This is a genomic window from Variovorax sp. PvP013 (assembly GCF_050435945.1).
GTDB lineage: Bacteria > Pseudomonadota > Gammaproteobacteria > Burkholderiales > Burkholderiaceae_C > Variovorax.
Genome location: NZ_JBNDLF010000002.1, coordinates 1 through 16,589 on the forward strand (window position 1 = coordinate 1; position 16,589 = coordinate 16,589).

Below are 16,589 nucleotides of genomic sequence, written 5' to 3' on the forward strand. Positions count from 1 at the left end.
GTGGGCGCGCTCATGCCCACCAGCCACAACCTGATCATCTACTCGCTGGCCGCCGGCGGGAAGGTCTCCATCGCCGCGCTGATCCTCGCGGCGCTCCTGCCCGCGGCCATCCTCACCATCAGCAACCTCGCCGCGGCCTACCTGGTGGCGGTCAAGCGCGGCTACCCCGCGGGCACCTTCCCCGGCTGGGCGATCGTCGCGCGCTCCTTCGCCGCGGCGCTGCCGGGCCTGTTCATCGTCGTGCTGATCCTGGGGGGCATCCTCTCGGGCATCTTCACGGCCACCGAGTCGGCCGCCGTGGCCGTGCTCTACGCGCTGGCGCTCACGGTGTTCGTCTACCGCAGCATCAAGTGGGAGCACTTCATCAAGGCGGCCTCCAAGGCCGTGCGCACCACCGGCGTCATCCTGCTGCTCATCGGCATCTCCAGCACCTTCGGCTACTTGATCAGCCTCTACGGCGTGGCCGAGCTCACCGGGCAGATGCTCTCGCAGATCACCACCACCCCGTGGCTGATCTTCCTGATGATCAACGTCATCCTGTTCGTGCTGGGCACCTTCCTGGACATGGCCGCCACCATCCTGCTGTGCACGCCCATCTTCCTGCCCATCGCCCAGCAGTACGGCATGACCTCCGTGCAGTTCGGCATCGTGCTCCTGATCAACTGCGCCCTCGGGCTGAACACCCCCCCGGTGGGCACCACGCAGTTCGTGGGCTGCGCCATCGGCGGCGTCTCCGTGGGCACCGTCATGCGCACCATCTGGCCCTTCTACGGCGCCCTCATCTTCGCCCTCGGCCTCGTCACCTTCGTCCCCGCCTTCTCCACCTGGCTGCCAAGCATGTTCATGGTGGTGCGGTAGGCGCGACGGTGGCGGGCGCCGCGGGCGCCCGCCACCGGACTGTACGACCGCAAAAGACATCGCCCCGACGGCCTTCCGATGCCGTCGGGGCGATGTGCCTTGCGGGGGGCGGATCCTCAGTCCGCCCGGCGGTGCCTCGACGGTCGCCGCCAGCCGAACCAGGCCCCCGCGACGACCGGAATGCCCAGCGCCACCCAGGCCACCACGTCCCCCGCCCCGCCGTCGCTGAACAGCGCCGAGACCAGGCCCAGCGTGGTCAGCACGCCCAGGACGATGGGCCAGCCCCACAGCCGCCAGAACGACGACGCGGTGTGCCGGAACGGATGCGCTGCCGCCGGGGACGGCGCGGACGATGGCCGCCGCTTCACGTGCGCACCTTCAGGGCCGGCGCCGGCTGCGCCGAGGGGGACGTCGATGCGTCGCCGGGCGATGTCGATGTGGCTGCCGACGCGCGTCCGGCCCGCGCCGCCGGCACGCCGCTGCCGCGCTTGAGCCACAGGTACAGCCCGCTGCCCAGCACGACGATGGTGGCGATGTCGAGCAGCGCCCACAGGATCTGCATCGGCATCCCGCCGTAGTCGCCGAAGTGCAGCGGCTGCGACACCAGCAGCGCCGTCAGGTACCACGGCAGCGCCGGCGAGGCCGTCACCTCGGCCGTGCGGGCGTCGACCAGCACCGGCTGCAGCAGCTTCGACGTGAACGGCTCGTCGCCGCGCAGGAAGAAGGTGTTGTGGTGCGGGCTGGAGAAGGACGTGCCGGGGAAGGCGATGAACGACAGCTTGGTGCCCGGCGCGCGCGCCTGGGCCGCTTCGAGCGAGCGTTGCAGCGAGCCGCGCTCGGCCACCGGCACCGGCGTCTGGCCCTGGTAGGGCGCCAGCAATGCGGTGAGCTGGTCGTGCTGCCAGTACTTGATCACCAGGTCGGCCCAGGTGTTGATCATGCCGGTGCCGCCCACCACGAAGGCCCACACCAGCGTGACGATGCCCAGCAGGTTGTGCAGGTCGAGCCACTTCAGGCGCGGCCGCTTCTCGCGCCGCACCGTGCCGAAGTCGAGCTTGCGCATGAAGGGCGCGTAGAGCACCACGCCCGAGACGATCGCCACCAGCAGCAGCAGGCCCATGAAGCCGAGGAACAGCTTGCCCGGCAGGCCGGCGAACAGGTCGACGTGCAGCTTGAACATCACGTACATGAAGCCCTCGTCGAACTTCGGCTGCGCCAGCACCTCGGCCGTGCGCGCATCGACCACCACCGACTTGAAGTCGTCGGTGGGCGCCGGCGTGGGCGTGAGGGTGACGAACCACAGGTTGTCGTCGTCCTCCGAGTGGGAGGCGAACTGCACCACGCGGTCGGGGTGCCGGGCCTTGGCCACCTCCAGGACGCGGTCGAGGCTCGCGCGCGGCGTGTCCGCGGGCATCTCCGGCGATTCGACCTCGGTGCCCAGCAGATGGCCGATCTCGTGGTGGAAGATCAGTGGCAGGCCGGTCAGGCACAGCAGCAGCATGAACACGGTGCACACCAGGCTGCTCCACTTGTGGACCCAGGCCCAGGTCTTGATCGTCTTGCTGTTCATCGGGGTCATGGCTTTTTCTTGTCGAGGGGGCGTCGGGGGAAGGATCAGAAGCGGTAGGTCGCGCTGGCCACCACGTTGCGGCGGGCGCCGAACCAGCAGTCGCCGCGCGACAGGCAGGTGCTGAAGTAGTCCTTGTCGGTCGCGTTGTTGACGTTGAGCGCATAGCGCCACTTGGCGGTGTCGTAGGCCAGGACCAGGTCGAGCAGCGCCACGCCGGGGATGCGCGGTCCGATGCCGGCCGAGACGTCGGTGAACGACCCCATCCAGCGCACCCCGGCACCGGCGGAAAAGCCGGTGACGCCGGCGATGGCGAAGCGGTACCGGGCCCAGACGCTGGCCTGGTTCTTCGGCAGGCCCTCGAGCTGGTCGTCGAGGTCGATGTGGTTGTAGTGCGCGATGACGTCGAGGTCGCGGCCGATCGTGCCGCGCGCCTCCAGCTCCAGGCCCTTGTTGCGCGTCTCGCCGAGCTGGTCGAAGGTGATAGGCGTCAGGGTCTTGATGCGGTTCTTCTCGCGCAGGTCGTAGACGGCCGCGTTGAACGCCAGCGCGCGGCCCGTGGGTTCGTACTTGACGCCCGCCTCCCACTGTTCGCCGCGCAGCGGCCTGAACGACTGGCCCAGGCGCGCGGCCTGCGGCGTGAACGACTCGGCATAGCTCACGTAGGGCGACCAGCCCGAGGACAGCCGGTACATCGCGCCCAGGCGCTTGGTGGTGGCGCTGTCGTCCTGGTCGGCAGCGCCCTCGATGCCGGCGGTGGTGCGATCGTGGCGCAGGCCGGCGACGAAGTTCCAGGCGCCCCACTTGATCTGGTCCTGCAGGTAGAGACCGGCGTTGCGCTGCGTGGTGCGCGGCAGCGCCGTGCGTTCGACGTCCTCCAGGTTGCCGTAGACGGGGGCGTAGGCATCGATGGCGCCCACGCCGAAGCCGCTGGCCACGTCCTGACGCTGGCGCGAGAAATCGGCGCCGGCGAGCAGCGTGTGCTGCAGCGCACCGGTCGCGAAGTGGCCCTCGGCATGATTGTCGACGGCGGCGAGGGTGGTCCGGGTCAGCGAGCTGTCGAGGTAACGGCCCAGCAGCCGCTTGCCCACCGGGTCCGCGATCCAGCCGCCGGGGACGGAAAACGCGTCGCCGTAGTGGTAGCGGCCGTCGTTCTGGTTGCGCGCGACGCGGAAGTTCTGCCGCACCGTCCAGGTGTCGTCGAACCTGTGCTCGAACAGCCAGCCGACGCTCTTGCGCTCGCTGTCGTAGTAGTCGCCCGGCTCGCCGATGAAGCGGCTGACCGGCAGGCGGCCGTTGGGATTCGGCAAGATGGTGCCTTCCCAGGGCAGGAATTGCGAGCTGGTGCCGCTCTTGTCCTTCTGCCACAGCGCCTGCAGGGTCAGTGAGGTCGCGGCGCTCGGCCGCCACGTCAGCGAGGGCGCGATCAGGCTGCGGTCGTCGGGCACGAAATCGACCTGCGTGTCGGACTTGCGCTGCAGCGCGACGAGCCGGTAGGACCACTCGCCATCGGCCGTCAGCGCGCCGGTCAGGTCGGTCTGGATCTGCTTGCGGCCGAAGCTGCCGAGCTGCACGCCGACCTCGCGCTGCGTCTCGGTCTGCGGCCGCTTGCTCACCATGTTGACGATGCCGCCCACCGTGCCGGAACCGAACAGCATGCCCGCCGGGCCGCGCAGCACCTCCAGGCGCTCGAGGGTGTAGGGCTCGGTGCGGGTGGTGCTGGTGTAGTAGCCGTAGGCCTGGCGCAGACCGTCGAGGTAGACGTCGACGTCGCTGCCGCGCACCCGGACCGAGTCGGTGCGCGCATCGAAGCCGTAGGCGTCGGAGCGCACGCCGGCGGCGTAGCCCAGCGCGTCCTGGATGCTGATGGCGCCCTGGTCGACCATCTGGTCGCGCGTCACGATGGTCACGGACTGCGGCGTCTCCGCCAGCGGCGTGTCGGTCTTGGTGGCGGTGGCGGCGTTCTTCGCGCGATAGCCGATCACCGGGGAAATGGCGCTCTCACGCTCCGACGACGCATCGACCCGCACTTCCGGCAGGGTCGCGTTCGTGCCCTGCGCGAGGGCCTGGAACGACAGGAAGGCCAGGGCGGCCGGCAAGGCGGCGCGACGGTGCGAACGCGGGCTCGTGCGAATCATCATCGATCAAGGTAATGAGAAAGATTCGCATTCTATTGGCAAGTCGTTCAGAAAGCGTTCATGAACCGCCATCGCACCCGGTCGAGACGGCACCGATCCGCATCCGGGCCCTGCCCGGAACCGGAACGGCGCGTCCCGCGTGGCGACCGTCTCAGTTCGTCGCGCGCGGCACCGGCGCGGTCTCGGCGTCCGGATGGGCCAGCACGCGGTCGATGCGGCGGCCGTCGAGCGCCACGACCTCGAAGGTCCAGCCGGCGCATTCGACGCGCTCGCCCACCACCGGGAGCTCGCCCGAGACCGACATCAGCAGGCCGGCCAGGGTGTTGTAGCGCCCGCGTTCCTCCTCCGGCAGCTCGCGGATCGCCAGGCGTGCGCGCAGCTCGGACACCGGCATCAGGCCGTCGAGCTCCCAGGCGCCGTCCTCGCGCTGGCGCGCCCAGGCGTCGGCGACGGTGTGGGGCTGGAGTTCGCCGGTGATGGCCTCGAGCAGGTCGCGCGGCGCCATCAGGCCCTGCACGACGCCGTACTCGTCGACCACGAACACCAGCCGCCCGGCGCGCGTGCGGAACTGCTCGAGCAGTTCCATGCCGGTCAGCGTTTCCGGCACGAAGAACGCCGGTTCGGCGGCGGCCTCGATGCTGCCCGCGTGCTGCGGCCCCAGGCGCAGCAGGTGCGCGACGCTGATCACGCCGACGACGTCGTCGAGCGAGCCGCGGCACACCGGATACCACGAGTGCACCAGGTCGAGCGCGCCGGCATCGGCCACCCGCTGCAGGCTCTGGGCCACCGTGCCGGAGGCGTCGAGCCACTCGATGTCGGCGCGCGGCACCATCAGCGAGCTCAGCCGCCGGTCGTCGAGGTGGAACACGTTGCGCACCATCTGGTGCTCGTGCATCTCGATGACGCCGGCGTCCACGCCCTCCTCCAGGCTGGCCGAGATCTCCTCCTCGGTCACGGTGCGCGCCGCGTTGGCGTCGATGCGCAGCAGCTTGAGGATGGCGGCGGTGGCGCCCGAGAGCAGCAGCACGAAGGGCTTGGCGCCGGTGGCCAGCCCGCGCATCGGGCGCGAGACGAAGCGCGCCACCGGCTCGGGGTAGAGCTGGCCGATGCGCTTGGGCACCAGCTCGCCGAAGATGATCGTGAAGAAGGTGATGCAGGTCACTACCACGGCCGTGGACGCCACGCTGGCCGTGCCGGCGCCCAGGCCGGCGCTCTGCTCCATCCAGACCGCCAGCGGCGTCGCGAAGGCGGCCTCGCCGACGATGCCGCTGAGCATGCCGATGGAGGTGATGCCGATCTGCACGGTGGAGAGGAACTGCGTCGGGTCCTCCATCAGGCGCAGCGCCGCGGCGGCGCCCGTGTCCCCGGTCTCGGCCAGCGCCGCGAGCCGCGCGCGCCGGCTGGTCGACAGGGCCATTTCGGACATCGCGAACAACGCATTGAGCGTCGTCAGCAACGCCAGCAGAAAGACATCCATGTACGGGGGAGAGAATGGGGACATGGCACTTTACTTGATCGGCGACGTGCAGGGCTGCGACGCCGCCCTGGGCCGCCTCCTCGACCACATCGATTTCTCCCCCAGCCGCGACACCCTGGTGCTGCTCGGCGACCTCGTCAACCGGGGGCCGGCGTCGGCCGCCGTGCTGCGCCGCGTGCAGCGCCTGGGCGCCTCGGCGCGCAGCCTGCTGGGCAACCACGACCTGCACCTGCTGGGCGTGGCCCACGGCGCGCGCCGCTCCGGCCGCAAGGACACCATCGACGACATCCTCGACGCGCCCGACCGCGCGGCACTGCTCGACTGGCTGCGCCAGCAGCACATGGCACTGCACGAGGTCGTCGGCGGTCGCGACCTGCTGATGGTTCACGCGGGCGTGCTGCCGCAGTGGGACGTCGCGCGGACCCTGGCGCTGGCGGCGGAGGTCGAGGCCGTGCTGCGCGGCCCGGACCTGGCCGCCTTCGTGCGCGGCATGTACGGCAACGAGCCCGACCACTGGAACGACGACCTCGCCGGCGATGCGCGGCTGCGCGCCATCGTCAACGGCCTCACGCGGCTGCGCTTCTGCACCGCCGACGGGCGCATGGATTTCGACACCAAGGACGGCGCCGCCGCGCCGCCGGCGGGCTTCATGCCGTGGTTCGACGTGCCGGGTCGCCGCACGGCCGGCGCCACCGTCGCCTTCGGTCACTGGTCGACGCTGGGCTGGATCTCGCGGCCGGACCTGCTGTCCACCGACACCGGCTGCGTCTGGGGCGGCTGCCTCAGCGCCGCGCGCATCGGCGCGACGCTCGACGCGCGCGAGCACGTCGAGGTGGCGTGCGAGCAGGCGCAGGCACCGGGCACCTGAGGCGCCGGTCGACCCGGCTACCGGCCGGGCGTCCGGTTCGTCGCGCGGTCAGTTCGGCTGGCCGTCCGGTTCGACGGCGCGGGGTTCGGCGGGTCGTGGCTCGACCGCCTGGGGCTCGGCCGGCCGTGGCGCCGCGGCCTTGAACAGCGCGGCGACCTTGCGGCGCGGCTTGATGTTGGCGGAGATGCCGCGCGCGGCCGGCGCGGCCTTGGCCGAGGCCTCCCAGGCCGGTTCGGCCTCGCGCTGCGGCGGCTCGTAGGGCTTTTCGAAGAACGGGTCGCGCGATGCCTGCGAGCCGCGCGACGGACGCATGCCGCCGGAGCGCGCGCCGCCGCCGTTGCCGCCACCGCCCCCGAAGCCGCCGCGCTCACGCTCGCGCTGCGGCGGCGCTTCGGCCAGGGTGTCGAGCACGTCGCGCACGTCGCCGGTCTCGCCTTCCTCGCGCCAGTGGCGGCGACCGTCGTTGATGCGGCCGCGCGGGCGGTCCTCTTCGTACTCCATCGCCTCGAGCTCGATCGGCTTCTTGATCAGCTTCTCGATGTCGGCCACCAGGCGCGCGTCGTTGCCGCCGCTCGCGAAGCTCACCGCCAGGCCCGACGCGCCGGCGCGGCCGGTGCGGCCGATGCGGTGGACGTAGTCCTCGGCATTGAAGGGGATGTCGAAGTTGAAGACCGCCGGCACGTCCTTGATGTCCAGGCCGCGCGCGGCGACGTCGGTGCACACCAGCAGGTCGACCTCGCCCTTCTTGAAGGCGTCGAGCGCCTTCAGGCGCTCGTCCTGGCTCTTGTCGCCGTGCAGGGCGGTGGTCTTGAGGCCCTCGCGCTCCAGCGAACGCGCGAGGCGCGCGCAGCCGAGCTTGCTGTTGACGAAGACGAAGGCCTGGGTGATGCCGCGCTGGCGCACGATCTGCTTCAGCGCGCGGCGCTTGTCGTCGTCGCCGACGCTGAAGAAGCGCTGCTCGACGGTCGAGGCCGTCTCGTTGGGCCGCGCCACCTCGATGGTGACGGGGTTCTGCAGGTAGCTGCCGGCCAGGCGCTTGATCTCGGGCGAGAAGGTGGCCGAAAACAGCAGGGTCGTGCGCTGCTTGGGCAGGTAGCTCAGGATGCGCTGGAGGTCGGGCAGGAAGCCGATGTCGAGCATGCGGTCGGCCTCGTCGAGCACCACGTACTCGACCTGGTTGAGCACCGCGTTCTTGGCCTCGATGTGGTCGAGCAGCCGGCCCGGCGTGGCGACCAGCACCTCGACGCCCTTCTTCAGCTCCAGGGTCTGCGGCTTCATGTCCATGCCGCCGAACACCACCGCGCTGCGCAGGTTGGTGTACTTGGCGTAGAGCTTGACCTGCTGCGCGACCTGGTCGGCCAGCTCGCGCGTGGGCAGGAGCACCAGGGCCCGCACGGGATGGCGGGCCGGGGACATCGAGGCGTTCTCGTGCTTGAGCATCCGCTGGAGCAGCGGCAGCGAGAACGCCGCCGTCTTGCCGGTGCCGGTCTGCGCGGCGCCCATCACGTCCTGCCCGGAGAGCACCACCGGAATGGCCTGCTCCTGGATGGGCGTCATGGTTTCGTAACCCATTTCGGCCACGGCGCGCGCCAGCGGTTCGGCCAGCGAAAGATTGGAAAAAGAGCTTGTCATGAAGCTCTCTATTGTGGCATCCGTCGATGCCGACCCTGATCGCAACGCTGTTTCAGAGACTCTGGGTCGAGAACGTGTCGCAGGATTTGACGTCGCCGCTCTGGTAGCCGTTGCCGAACCAGCGCTGGCGCTGGGCGCTGGAGCCGTGCGTGAAGCTGTCGGGCACCACGGCCCGGCCGGCCGAGCGTTGCAGGGCGTCGTCGCCGATCTTGCGGGCCGCGTTCATGGCGGCCTCGATGTCGCCCGGGTCGAGCCACTGCTTGGACTGCTGGGAGTGGTGCGCCCACACGCCGGCGAAGCAGTCGGCCTGCAGTTCGACGCGCACGCTCATCGCGTTGTTCTGGGTCTGGCTCATGCGCCCGCGCGCGGCGTCGACCTTGGCGGTGATGCCCAGCTCGTCCTGCACGTGGTGACCGACCTCGTGCGCGATCACGTAGGCCTGCGCGAACTCGCCCGGCGCGCCGAGCTGGTTCTTCAGCGTGTCGTAGAAGCCGAGGTCGATGTAGACCTTCTTGTCGCCCGGGCAGTAGAACGGCCCCATCGCCGCCTCGCCGGTGCCGCAGGCGGTGGGCGTCACGCCGCGGAACAGCACCAAGCGCGGCGCCTGGTAGGTGCCGCCGCTGCGCTGGAAGATGTCGCTCCAGACCACCTCGGTGTTCTTCAGCACGGTCGAGACGAAGGCCGCCTCGCGGTCGTTGGCCGGGGGCTTGGGCGCCGGACCCTGTTGCTGAACCTGGGCCTGCTCGCCGCCGCCGCTCAGGAGCCCCAGCACGGTCAGCGGATTGATGCCGAACACCCAGCCGGCGACGAGCGCCACCGCCACGGTGCCGATGCCCACGCTGCGCCCGCCGATCGGAAACCCGCCGCCCCCGCCACCGCCGCTGCGGCGGTCCTCGACGTTGTCCGACTGCTCGTTGCCTTCCCACTTCATGCTCGAATCTCCTTGGCGCTCGTCAGGAGCGCGGCGACACATGATGCGCCAGAACGCGAGGCGAAATGGCTTCCCGCAGCGTCAGCGTCTGTAGGAAGTCGTCGATCGCCAGGGAGCTCGTTCCGGGTCTGGCAGGGACCGGATCGAGCCTGAATCGGCTCGCTTCATGGGACGACGCTCAGGCATGTCGGCGACCCGTTCACCCGAGCACCCTGCAGTCAAAATAGTGATTAAACCCAAAGTACTACATAAACCGGTAAAATGCGCATTTTTAACGCATGAACATGAGCGATTTGACCCATCGACTGACCGCCCTTCTCGCCAGCCTCAGTTGCATGGCGCTCGTCGCCGCATGCGGCGGGGGCGATGGCGGTTCCAGCGCAACCGCGACATCCGGCACGACGGCCGCGCCCGCCAGCCCTTCGACGCCGACACCGGTGACGCCGGTGACACCGAGCGTCGTCGCCACGGTGCAGCCCACCACGCCGACGACCGGAGCCACCGTGCCGGCCGTGACGCCCCTCTCGCTGGCCAAGGCAGCGGCGGCCGCCGCGCCGACCACCGTCGCGTCGATCCCCACGCGCACGGACCCGGCGGCGACGCTGCTTCCGTCGGGCTTCACGCCCGCCTGGCCGTACCAACGGTACTGGATCTCCGGTGGCGGCACGAACAACGGCAACAGCACCGCCGCCGACAACCCGCGCCTGAACACCGTCGCCTTCATCTACAACTTTGCCAACTGGACGAAGCTCTCGGCGGAAATCACCAACAGCTTCAACGACGGCAGCAAGGCCGACTACTGGAGCGCGGGCGGGGCCTATGCCACGGGCGGATCCTACGGAGGCTCGCAGGCCTACATCGGCATCCGCACCAATTCGCGCTATGTCGCCATGCCTTCCCAGATCTTCTGCAGCATGTCGCTGATCGTGGACGGAAAGCTCGTCGCCCCCGGCATCCACTACACGGCGAACAACCAGTACGCGGTATGGGATCTGGGCACGGCCGAGGAGCGCAATCTCGTCTTCGTCGGCAGCTCGAGCACATGGATTTCCGAGATCGTCATCGAGAACGGGGCCAAGATCGCGCCCTACGACTTCACCGCGAACCAGCCGGTCACGATCTCGTTCACGGGCGACAGCTACATGGGCTACCAGGCCATGGAACAGAAGGGCCTGACCTTCATCGACATGCAGGCCAGGCTGCTGGGCGCCGTCGCGACCACGTCGACGTACGTCGGCGGCACCGGCTACCGCGCGGAGATCAACGACGACTTCCAGACGCGGGCTTCGTCGCCTCAGCGCATGGCCCGTTTCACCGAAGCCAAGCCGACGATCATGATCGTGGAGCTGGGAATCAACGACCCGTGGCCCGGAACCGGGCCCACGACGGTGGAAGCCATGAAGACGGTGCTGCAAGGTGCCCGTGCCGCCAACCCGGACAGCGTCCTGGTGGCCGTCGGACCGTGGGAACCGAACGAGTCCGACACGACCAACCCGGACGGCCAGGACATCGCCGTCATGAACGCCATATCGTCGATCGTCGAAGCCCTTCCGGGACCCTGGATCGTGCTGGACAACATCCGTGGCAACTGGAAGACCAGCAAGGGCACCGCCCGTGGCTCCCTGCGCGGGCCATGGCAGACAGGCGACGGCCGGACAGGCGCGCCCACCGGCCAGGGCAACGGAGACACATGGGTGTCGACCGATGGCGTCCACCCCTCGGAACCGATCGGCATCATCGGCTTGGCGGAAGTGCTGACGGCCGAATTGCGCGCCGCCCTGGCATCGATGTGAGCCACGCCCCGGCCTCGGGCTGGGGCCGAGGCCGCCGGCAGCCGCGCGGTGGAGTGACGCCCCCGCTGCCGCGCGCCCGGACCGCCTGGGTCAGGCCCTGGGCAGCGTGACGCCGCGCTGGCCCTGGTACTTGCCGCCGCGGTCCTTGTAGCTGACCTCGCAGACATCGTCCTTGTCGCTCTCGAAGAACAGCACCTGGGCGCAGCCCTCGCCGGCGTAGATCTTGGCCGGCAACGGCGTCGTGTTGCTGAACTCCAGTGTCACGTAGCCTTCCCATTCGGGCTCGAACGGGGTCACGTTGACGATGATGCCGCACCGCGCGTACGTGCTCTTGCCCAGGCAGATGGTCAGCACGTTGCGCGGGATGCGGAAGTACTCGACCGTGCGCGCCAGCGCGAAGCTGTTGGGCGGAATGATGCAGCTGTCGCCGTGGAAGTCGACGAAGCTCTTCTCGTCGAAGTTCTTCGGGTCCACCACCGTGCTGTGGATGTTGGTGAAGACCTTGAATTCGGGGGCGCAGCGGATGTCGTAGCCATAGCTCGACGTGCCGTAGCTGATGATCTTGTGGCCGTCCTGCTCGCGGATCTGGCCGGGCTCGAAGGGCTCGATCATCCCGGTCTGCTCGGCCATGCGCCGGATCCATTTGTCGCTCTTGATACTCATCTCGCCCCCAGTCTTCGCGCACTGCGTGTCGCTTCGCCAACCCCCTTCCGGGGGCAACACCAGCGGCCCGGCGGAGCCGGTTCCGCGGTGTTTCCCGAAGGAAATCACCGCGTTCGCTGGGGCGGGGATTGTTGCATGAGCACTTGGCGATCCGGCCCCGGGCCGGGACTCAGCCGGCCTGCGAGATCACGGTGCGTTCGATCAGGCGGTCGTCGCCCAGGACGATCATGGAGAACAGCAGTTCCTCCAGGTTCTGGGCCAGTCCGGTCTTGCGCGCGAGCAGCGGCGTGGCCCGGGGGTCGATGACCACGAAGTCGGCCTCGCAGCCGGGCTGCAGGTTGCCGATGACGCCCTCAAGGCCCAGCGCCCGCGCCGCGCCGCCGGTGTGGCGCCACCAGAGCTGCGACGGCGCGATGCTCACGCCGGGCTTGGTTTGCCCCTCGCGGCCGACGTAGTAGGCGGCCATCATGGTCGCGAAGGGGCTGAAGCTGGTGCCGCCGCCGACGTCGCTGGCCAGACCGTAGCGCATGCCGATGCGCTCGGCGCCTTCGACGTCGAAGAAGCCGCTGCCCAGGAACAGGTTGCTCGTCGGACTGACGGCGGCCGCCGTCTTCGTCTCCTGCATCAGGCGGCGGTCGTCGTCGTCGAAGTGGATGCAGTGGGCATACACCGCGCGCTCGCGCATCAGGCCGAAACCGCGGTAGACGTCGAGGTAGGAGCGCGCATGCGGGAACAGCTCGCGCGCCCACTTCACCTCGTCCTTGTTCTCGGCGACGTGGGAGTGGATCCAGGTGTCCGGGTACTTCGCGGCCAGCGCGCCGGCGCCCTCGAGCTGCGCCTCGGTGCTGGTGGGCGCGAAGCGCGGCGTGATGGCGTAGCCCAGGCGGTCGACGTCGTGCCAGCGGCGGATCAGGGCCTCGGTGTCGGCGATGCTCCGCGCGGTCTCGTCGCGCACGCCGTCGGGCGAATGGCGGTCCTGCAGCACCTTGCCGCTGATCATGCGCAGGCCGCGGCGCTGCGCGGAGGCGAAGAAGGCATCGACCGAGGCCACGTGCGAGGTCGCGAAGGTCAGCGCGGTGGTGACGCCGTTCCGCATCAATTCGTCGAAGAACACCTCGGCCACCTCGGCGGCGTGCACCGGGTCGGCGAAGCGGCTCTCGGCCGGGAAGGTGTAGTTCTCCAGCCAGGGCAGCAGGCCCTCGGCGGGCGCGCCGATGATGTCGGTCTGCGGGAAGTGGATGTGCATGTCGACGAATCCGGGCGCCAGGATGCGGCCCGGCCAGTGCGTGACGTGGGCGCCGGCATGGCGCGGCGCGACGTCGGCGTGGGCGCCGGCGTCGACCACGCGCCAGCGGCCCCGGTCATCGGGCGCGACGACCAGCAGGCCGTCCTCGTCGTACAGGGCACGGCCGTCGCCGTCGAAGCGCAGGAGGGAGGCGCGGTAGGCTTTTTTCATCGTGCGGGGAGCCTAGCGCAAGGCGTGCCAGGGGCGATGCGCGAAACCTTATGAGGGTCATGGCGGTGGAAAGACGTGCCTGGCCCGGCGAACCCGGGCCGGCGGCACGCCGTCCGACGCTCCGGGTCGGCAGGGATCGGCAGGCCGTCGGCGGGACCCGTCGGATCAGGACGCCGCCGGGCCGCCCTCGTCCGCCAGCCGCCCCGTCACCAACCGCAGCACCCGATCGCACCGCCGCGCCAGCATCTCGTCGTGCGTCACCATGACGAACGCGGTGCCGTCCCGGCGGGCCAGGTCGATCATGAGGGCGAAGACGCCGTCGGCGGTCTTGCGGTCGAGGTTGCCGGTGGGTTCGTCGGCCAGCACGCAGTCGGGCCGGGTGACCAGCGCGCGCGCGATGGCCACGCGCTGGCGCTCGCCGCCCGACAGCTCCGCCGGCCGGTGGTGCAGGCGCTCGCCCAGGCCGACGGCCGCGAGCATGCGGGTGGCGGTGTCCTGGGCCTCGGCCGGCGGGGCGCGGCGGATCTTCAGCGGCATGGCGACGTTGTCCAGCGCGCTGAACTCGGGCAGCAGGTGGTGGAACTGGTAGACGAAGCCCAGGTGTTTGTTGCGCAGCCGGCCCTGCTCGGCCGCGTCGGCGCGCGCGATGTTGCGGCCGTGCAGCTCGACGCTGCCGGCGCTCGGCGCATCCAGGCCGCCCATCAGGTGCAGCAGCGTGCTCTTGCCCGAACCCGACGAGCCGACGATGGCCAGCGTCTCGCCCGCGCGCACGTCGAGGTCGACGCCGTGCAGCACCGTGAGGTCGATGCGGCCCTCGCTGAAGCGCTTGGTCAGGCCGCGCACCTGCAGGACGACCTTGGCGGGAACGCCCGAGGGCGACGCGGACACGCCGGCGCCGAGCGTGGAGGCCGTGTCCTGGTCATTCATAGCGCAGGGCCTCCGCCGGATTCACGCGGCTGGCGCGCCAGCTCGGGTACAGCGTGGCGGCGAAGGCCAGCGCGAGCGAGATCAGGGTGATGGGCATGATGTCCGAGCGCTGCGGATCGCTCGGCATGCGGCTGATGAGGTAGATGTCCTTGGGCAGGAAGTTGGCCTGGAACAGGCGCTCCAGCGCCGGCACGATGACGTCGATGTTGGTGGCGATGCCCAGTCCCAGCAGCAGGCCGCCGAGGGTGCCGATGACGCCCACCATGGCGCCCTGGACGACGAAGATGCCCATGATGCTCTTCGGGCTGGCGCCGAGCGTGCGCAGGATGGCGATGTCGGCGCGCTTGTCGGTCACGGTCATGACCAGCGTCGAGACCAGGTTGAAGGCCGCCACCGCCACGATCAGCGTCAGGATGATGAACATCATGCGTTTCTCGACCTGCACGGCCGCGAACCAGGTCTTGTTCTGGCGCGTCCAGTCGCGGATCAAGAAGGAGCCGGGCAGCGTGCGGGCCAGCTCGTCGGCCACCTCGCGGGCGCGGTTGAGATCCTTGAGCTTGATGCGGATGCCGCTCGGCCCGTCGAAACGGAAGACGCGCGCGGCGTCCTGCACGTGCACCATCGCCAGGGCCGAGTCGTACTCGTAGTGGCCCGAGTCGAAGGTGCCCACCACCGTGAACTGCTTCAGGCGCGGCACCACGCCCGCCGGCGTGACCTGTCCGCCCGGCGCCACCAGGGTGACCTGGTCGCCGGTGCGCACGAACAGCGAGCGCGCCAGCTCGCCGCCCAGCACGACGCCGAACTCGCCCGGCACCAGCTTCGCCAGCACGCCCTGCTGCGCGGTGGTGGCGAAGTCGGTCACCTGGGGCTCCAGCGCCGGGTCGATGCCGCGCACCAGCGTGCCCTTCATGTCCTCGCCGCGCGCGATCAGGGCCTGGGTGGCGATGAAGGGCGCGACGCCGACCACCTCCGGGTTGCGGCGCGCGGCCGCCATGATGGGATCGAGCTCGGCCAGCGACTGGCCGTCGCGCGAGAAGATCTCGATGTGCGAGACCACGCCCAGCATGCGGTCGCGCACCTCCTTCTGGAAGCCGTTCATGACGCTCAGGACGATGATCAGCGCGGCCACGCCCAGGCCGATGCCCAGCATGGAGACGCCCGAGATGAAGGAGATGAAGCCGTTGCGCCGCGTGGCCCGGCCCGCCCGCGTGTAGCGCCAGCCGAGCTGCAGTTCGTAGGGAAGGGGCATAGGGGGCGAATTGTGGCATCGCGCCCGTCGGCCCCGGCCGCGCAACGACAATGCCCCGATGGCCGAACCCTCCCCCTCCCGACACCTCCTGATCCCCTTCGCGGGCCGCTCCTCGCCGGCCTGCCTCGCCGCCGTCGCCGGACTGCGACTGCCCCACCTCGACGCCCTGCTCGCCCGCCTGTCGCTCGCCTACGACGACACGCAGGCCGCGACCACGCTGTCGCCGCCGCACGAGCGCGCCCTGGCCCGCTCGCTGGGCATCGAGGCCCACGACGGCCTCGTCCCCTGGGCCGCCGCCGAGGCGCAGAGGAACGGCCTGACCCGCGCCGGCGCCGCCGAGCCCTGGGGCCTGGTCACGCTGTGCCACTGGGAAGTGGCGATCGACGAGGTGCTGCTGGAGGACCCCGCCGACATCGGGATCGACGAGGCCGAGTCGCAGGCGCTGCTGGAGGCGGCGCGGCCGCTGTTCCAGAGCGAGGGCATCGCCCTGCGCGGCTCGGCCGTGCCGGGGCGCTGGCTGGCGCGCGGCGAGCTCTTCCGCACCCTGCCCACCGCCTCGCTCGACCGCGTCGCCGGCCGGCCGATCTCCGAGTGGGCGCCGCTGTCGGACGCGCTGCGCCCGGTGCGCAAGCTCCAGAACGAGATGCAGATGCTGCTCTACACCCAGCGCGTGAACGACGAGCGCGCCCTGCGCGGCGCGCGCGCGGTCAACGCCTTCTGGCTCAGCGGCACCGGCGCCCTGCCCAAGTCGGCGCTGGTGACCGAGGTGCCGGCGCCGAACGTGATCGACACGCTGCGCGCCCCCGCGCTGGCCGACGACGCCGCCGGCTGGGCCGCGGCCTGGCAGGCGCTGGACGCCGGGCCGATCGCCGCCCTGCGCGCCGAGGAGGCGCGCGGCGCGGCGGTCGCGCTGACCCTGTGCGGCGACCGCGCCGCGCGGCGCTTCGTGCCGCAGCGCCGCGGCGCCACCACCTTCCTGCGCGGCCTGCTGCGCCGGCCGCAGGCCGCCACCGTGCTGCGGGACCTGTGA

Annotated in this window: 14 protein-coding genes; 4 read left to right on the forward strand and 10 right to left on the reverse strand. The window is 70.4% G+C overall.

Going from position 1 to position 16,589, the window contains the following annotated elements; translation table 11 throughout:
* On the forward strand, positions 1-858 hold an 858-nt coding region (locus tag ABID77_RS07840; RefSeq protein ID WP_429593393.1), incomplete at its 5' end, for a TRAP transporter large permease.
* A gap of 116 nt (positions 859-974) precedes the next feature.
* Here the strand turns inward: ABID77_RS07840 and ABID77_RS07845 are convergent.
* From ABID77_RS07845 to ABID77_RS07860, 4 genes are all read right to left on the reverse strand, one after another.
* The gene (locus ABID77_RS07845; RefSeq protein WP_429594814.1) at positions 975-1,226 is read right to left on the reverse strand and encodes a hypothetical protein; all 252 of its coding nucleotides are present in this window, start codon (positions 1,224-1,226) and stop codon (positions 975-977) included.
* Positions 1,223-2,428, reverse strand: a complete 1,206-nt coding sequence (locus tag ABID77_RS07850) for a PepSY-associated TM helix domain-containing protein (protein ID WP_429594729.1) — start codon at positions 2,426-2,428, stop codon at positions 1,223-1,225. The genes ABID77_RS07845 and ABID77_RS07850 overlap by 4 nt, the downstream gene beginning before the upstream one ends.
* A gap of 44 nt (positions 2,429-2,472) precedes the next feature.
* A complete protein-coding gene (locus tag ABID77_RS07855; RefSeq protein ID WP_429594732.1) occupies positions 2,473-4,563 on the reverse strand; it encodes a TonB-dependent siderophore receptor in 2,091 nt (696 codons plus the stop codon).
* 151 nt (positions 4,564-4,714) lie between these two features.
* The gene (locus ABID77_RS07860) at positions 4,715-6,040 is read right to left on the reverse strand and encodes a hemolysin family protein (protein ID WP_429594735.1); all 1,326 of its coding nucleotides are present in this window, start codon (positions 6,038-6,040) and stop codon (positions 4,715-4,717) included.
* 22 nt (positions 6,041-6,062) lie between these two features.
* Here ABID77_RS07860 and ABID77_RS07865 point away from each other — a divergent pair, with 22 nt between their 5' ends.
* Positions 6,063-6,908, forward strand: coding sequence for a symmetrical bis(5'-nucleosyl)-tetraphosphatase (locus tag ABID77_RS07865; RefSeq protein WP_429593396.1), 846 nt, complete (start codon positions 6,063-6,065; stop codon positions 6,906-6,908).
* 48 nt (positions 6,909-6,956) lie between these two features.
* Here the strand turns inward: ABID77_RS07865 and ABID77_RS07870 are convergent, their stop codons facing one another.
* Positions 6,957-8,540: a DEAD/DEAH box helicase gene (locus ABID77_RS07870; protein ID WP_429593398.1), complete on the reverse strand. Its 1,584-nt coding sequence runs from the start codon at positions 8,538-8,540 to the stop codon at positions 6,957-6,959.
* Between the two features lie 52 nt (positions 8,541-8,592).
* A complete protein-coding gene (gene ypfJ / locus ABID77_RS07875) occupies positions 8,593-9,471 on the reverse strand; it encodes a KPN_02809 family neutral zinc metallopeptidase (RefSeq protein ID WP_429593401.1) in 879 nt (292 codons plus the stop codon).
* A 284-nt stretch (positions 9,472-9,755) separates the two neighbouring features.
* On the opposite strand from ypfJ, the gene ABID77_RS07880 reads away from it, so the two are divergent.
* Positions 9,756-11,264, forward strand: a complete 1,509-nt coding sequence (locus tag ABID77_RS07880; RefSeq protein ID WP_429593404.1) for an SGNH/GDSL hydrolase family protein — start codon at positions 9,756-9,758, stop codon at positions 11,262-11,264.
* 90 nt (positions 11,265-11,354) lie between these two features.
* On the opposite strand, the gene dcd is transcribed toward ABID77_RS07880, so the two are convergent.
* The 4 genes from dcd to ABID77_RS07900 all read right to left on the reverse strand — a co-directional run bounded on the left by dcd (position 11,355) and on the right by ABID77_RS07900 (position 15,559).
* Positions 11,355-11,927 (reverse strand): dCTP deaminase, encoded by a 573-nt coding sequence (gene dcd / locus ABID77_RS07885; protein WP_429593407.1) that lies wholly within the window; start codon positions 11,925-11,927, stop codon positions 11,355-11,357.
* Positions 11,928-12,096: 169 nt separating this feature from the next.
* On the reverse strand, positions 12,097-13,383 hold the full coding sequence (guaD, locus tag ABID77_RS07890) for a guanine deaminase (protein ID WP_429593410.1): 1,287 nt from the start codon (positions 13,381-13,383) through the stop codon (positions 12,097-12,099).
* A 165-nt stretch (positions 13,384-13,548) separates the two neighbouring features.
* Positions 13,549-14,310, reverse strand: a complete 762-nt coding sequence (gene lolD, locus ABID77_RS07895) for a lipoprotein-releasing ABC transporter ATP-binding protein LolD (RefSeq protein WP_429593413.1) — start codon at positions 14,308-14,310, stop codon at positions 13,549-13,551.
* Entirely contained in the window at positions 14,303-15,559 is a 1,257-nt protein-coding gene (locus ABID77_RS07900) for a lipoprotein-releasing ABC transporter permease subunit (RefSeq protein WP_429593416.1), read from the reverse strand. The genes lolD and ABID77_RS07900 overlap by 8 nt, the downstream gene beginning before the upstream one ends.
* 58 nt (positions 15,560-15,617) lie before the next feature.
* On the opposite strand from ABID77_RS07900, the gene ABID77_RS07905 reads away from it, so the two are divergent.
* On the forward strand, positions 15,618-16,589 hold the full coding sequence (locus ABID77_RS07905; RefSeq protein WP_429593419.1) for a hypothetical protein: 972 nt from the start codon (positions 15,618-15,620) through the stop codon (positions 16,587-16,589).

Excerpts from the sequence above, each read along its gene's own strand:
- ABID77_RS07880 (WP_429593404.1), top strand. The coding sequence starts at position 9,756 with ATGAGCGATTTGACCCATCGACTGACCGCCCTTCTCGCCAGCCTCAGT.
- ABID77_RS07905 (WP_429593419.1), top strand. The coding sequence starts at position 15,618 with ATGGCCGAACCCTCCCCCTCCCGACACCTCCTGATCCCCTTCGCGGGC.
- dcd (WP_429593407.1), bottom strand. The coding sequence starts at position 11,927 with ATGAGTATCAAGAGCGACAAATGGATCCGGCGCATGGCCGAGCAGACC.
- ypfJ (WP_429593401.1), bottom strand. The coding sequence starts at position 9,471 with ATGAAGTGGGAAGGCAACGAGCAGTCGGACAACGTCGAGGACCGCCGC.
- guaD (WP_429593410.1), bottom strand. The coding sequence starts at position 13,383 with ATGAAAAAAGCCTACCGCGCCTCCCTCCTGCGCTTCGACGGCGACGGC.
- ABID77_RS07865 (WP_429593396.1), top strand. The coding sequence starts at position 6,063 with ATGGCACTTTACTTGATCGGCGACGTGCAGGGCTGCGACGCCGCCCTG.
- ABID77_RS07900 (WP_429593416.1), bottom strand. The coding sequence starts at position 15,559 with ATGCCCCTTCCCTACGAACTGCAGCTCGGCTGGCGCTACACGCGGGCG.
- ABID77_RS07870 (WP_429593398.1), bottom strand. The coding sequence starts at position 8,540 with ATGACAAGCTCTTTTTCCAATCTTTCGCTGGCCGAACCGCTGGCGCGC.
- ABID77_RS07850 (WP_429594729.1), bottom strand. The coding sequence starts at position 2,428 with ATGAACAGCAAGACGATCAAGACCTGGGCCTGGGTCCACAAGTGGAGC.
- ABID77_RS07855 (WP_429594732.1), bottom strand. The coding sequence starts at position 4,563 with ATGATTCGCACGAGCCCGCGTTCGCACCGTCGCGCCGCCTTGCCGGCC.
- lolD (WP_429593413.1), bottom strand. The coding sequence starts at position 14,310 with ATGAATGACCAGGACACGGCCTCCACGCTCGGCGCCGGCGTGTCCGCG.
- ABID77_RS07860 (WP_429594735.1), bottom strand. The coding sequence starts at position 6,040 with ATGGATGTCTTTCTGCTGGCGTTGCTGACGACGCTCAATGCGTTGTTC.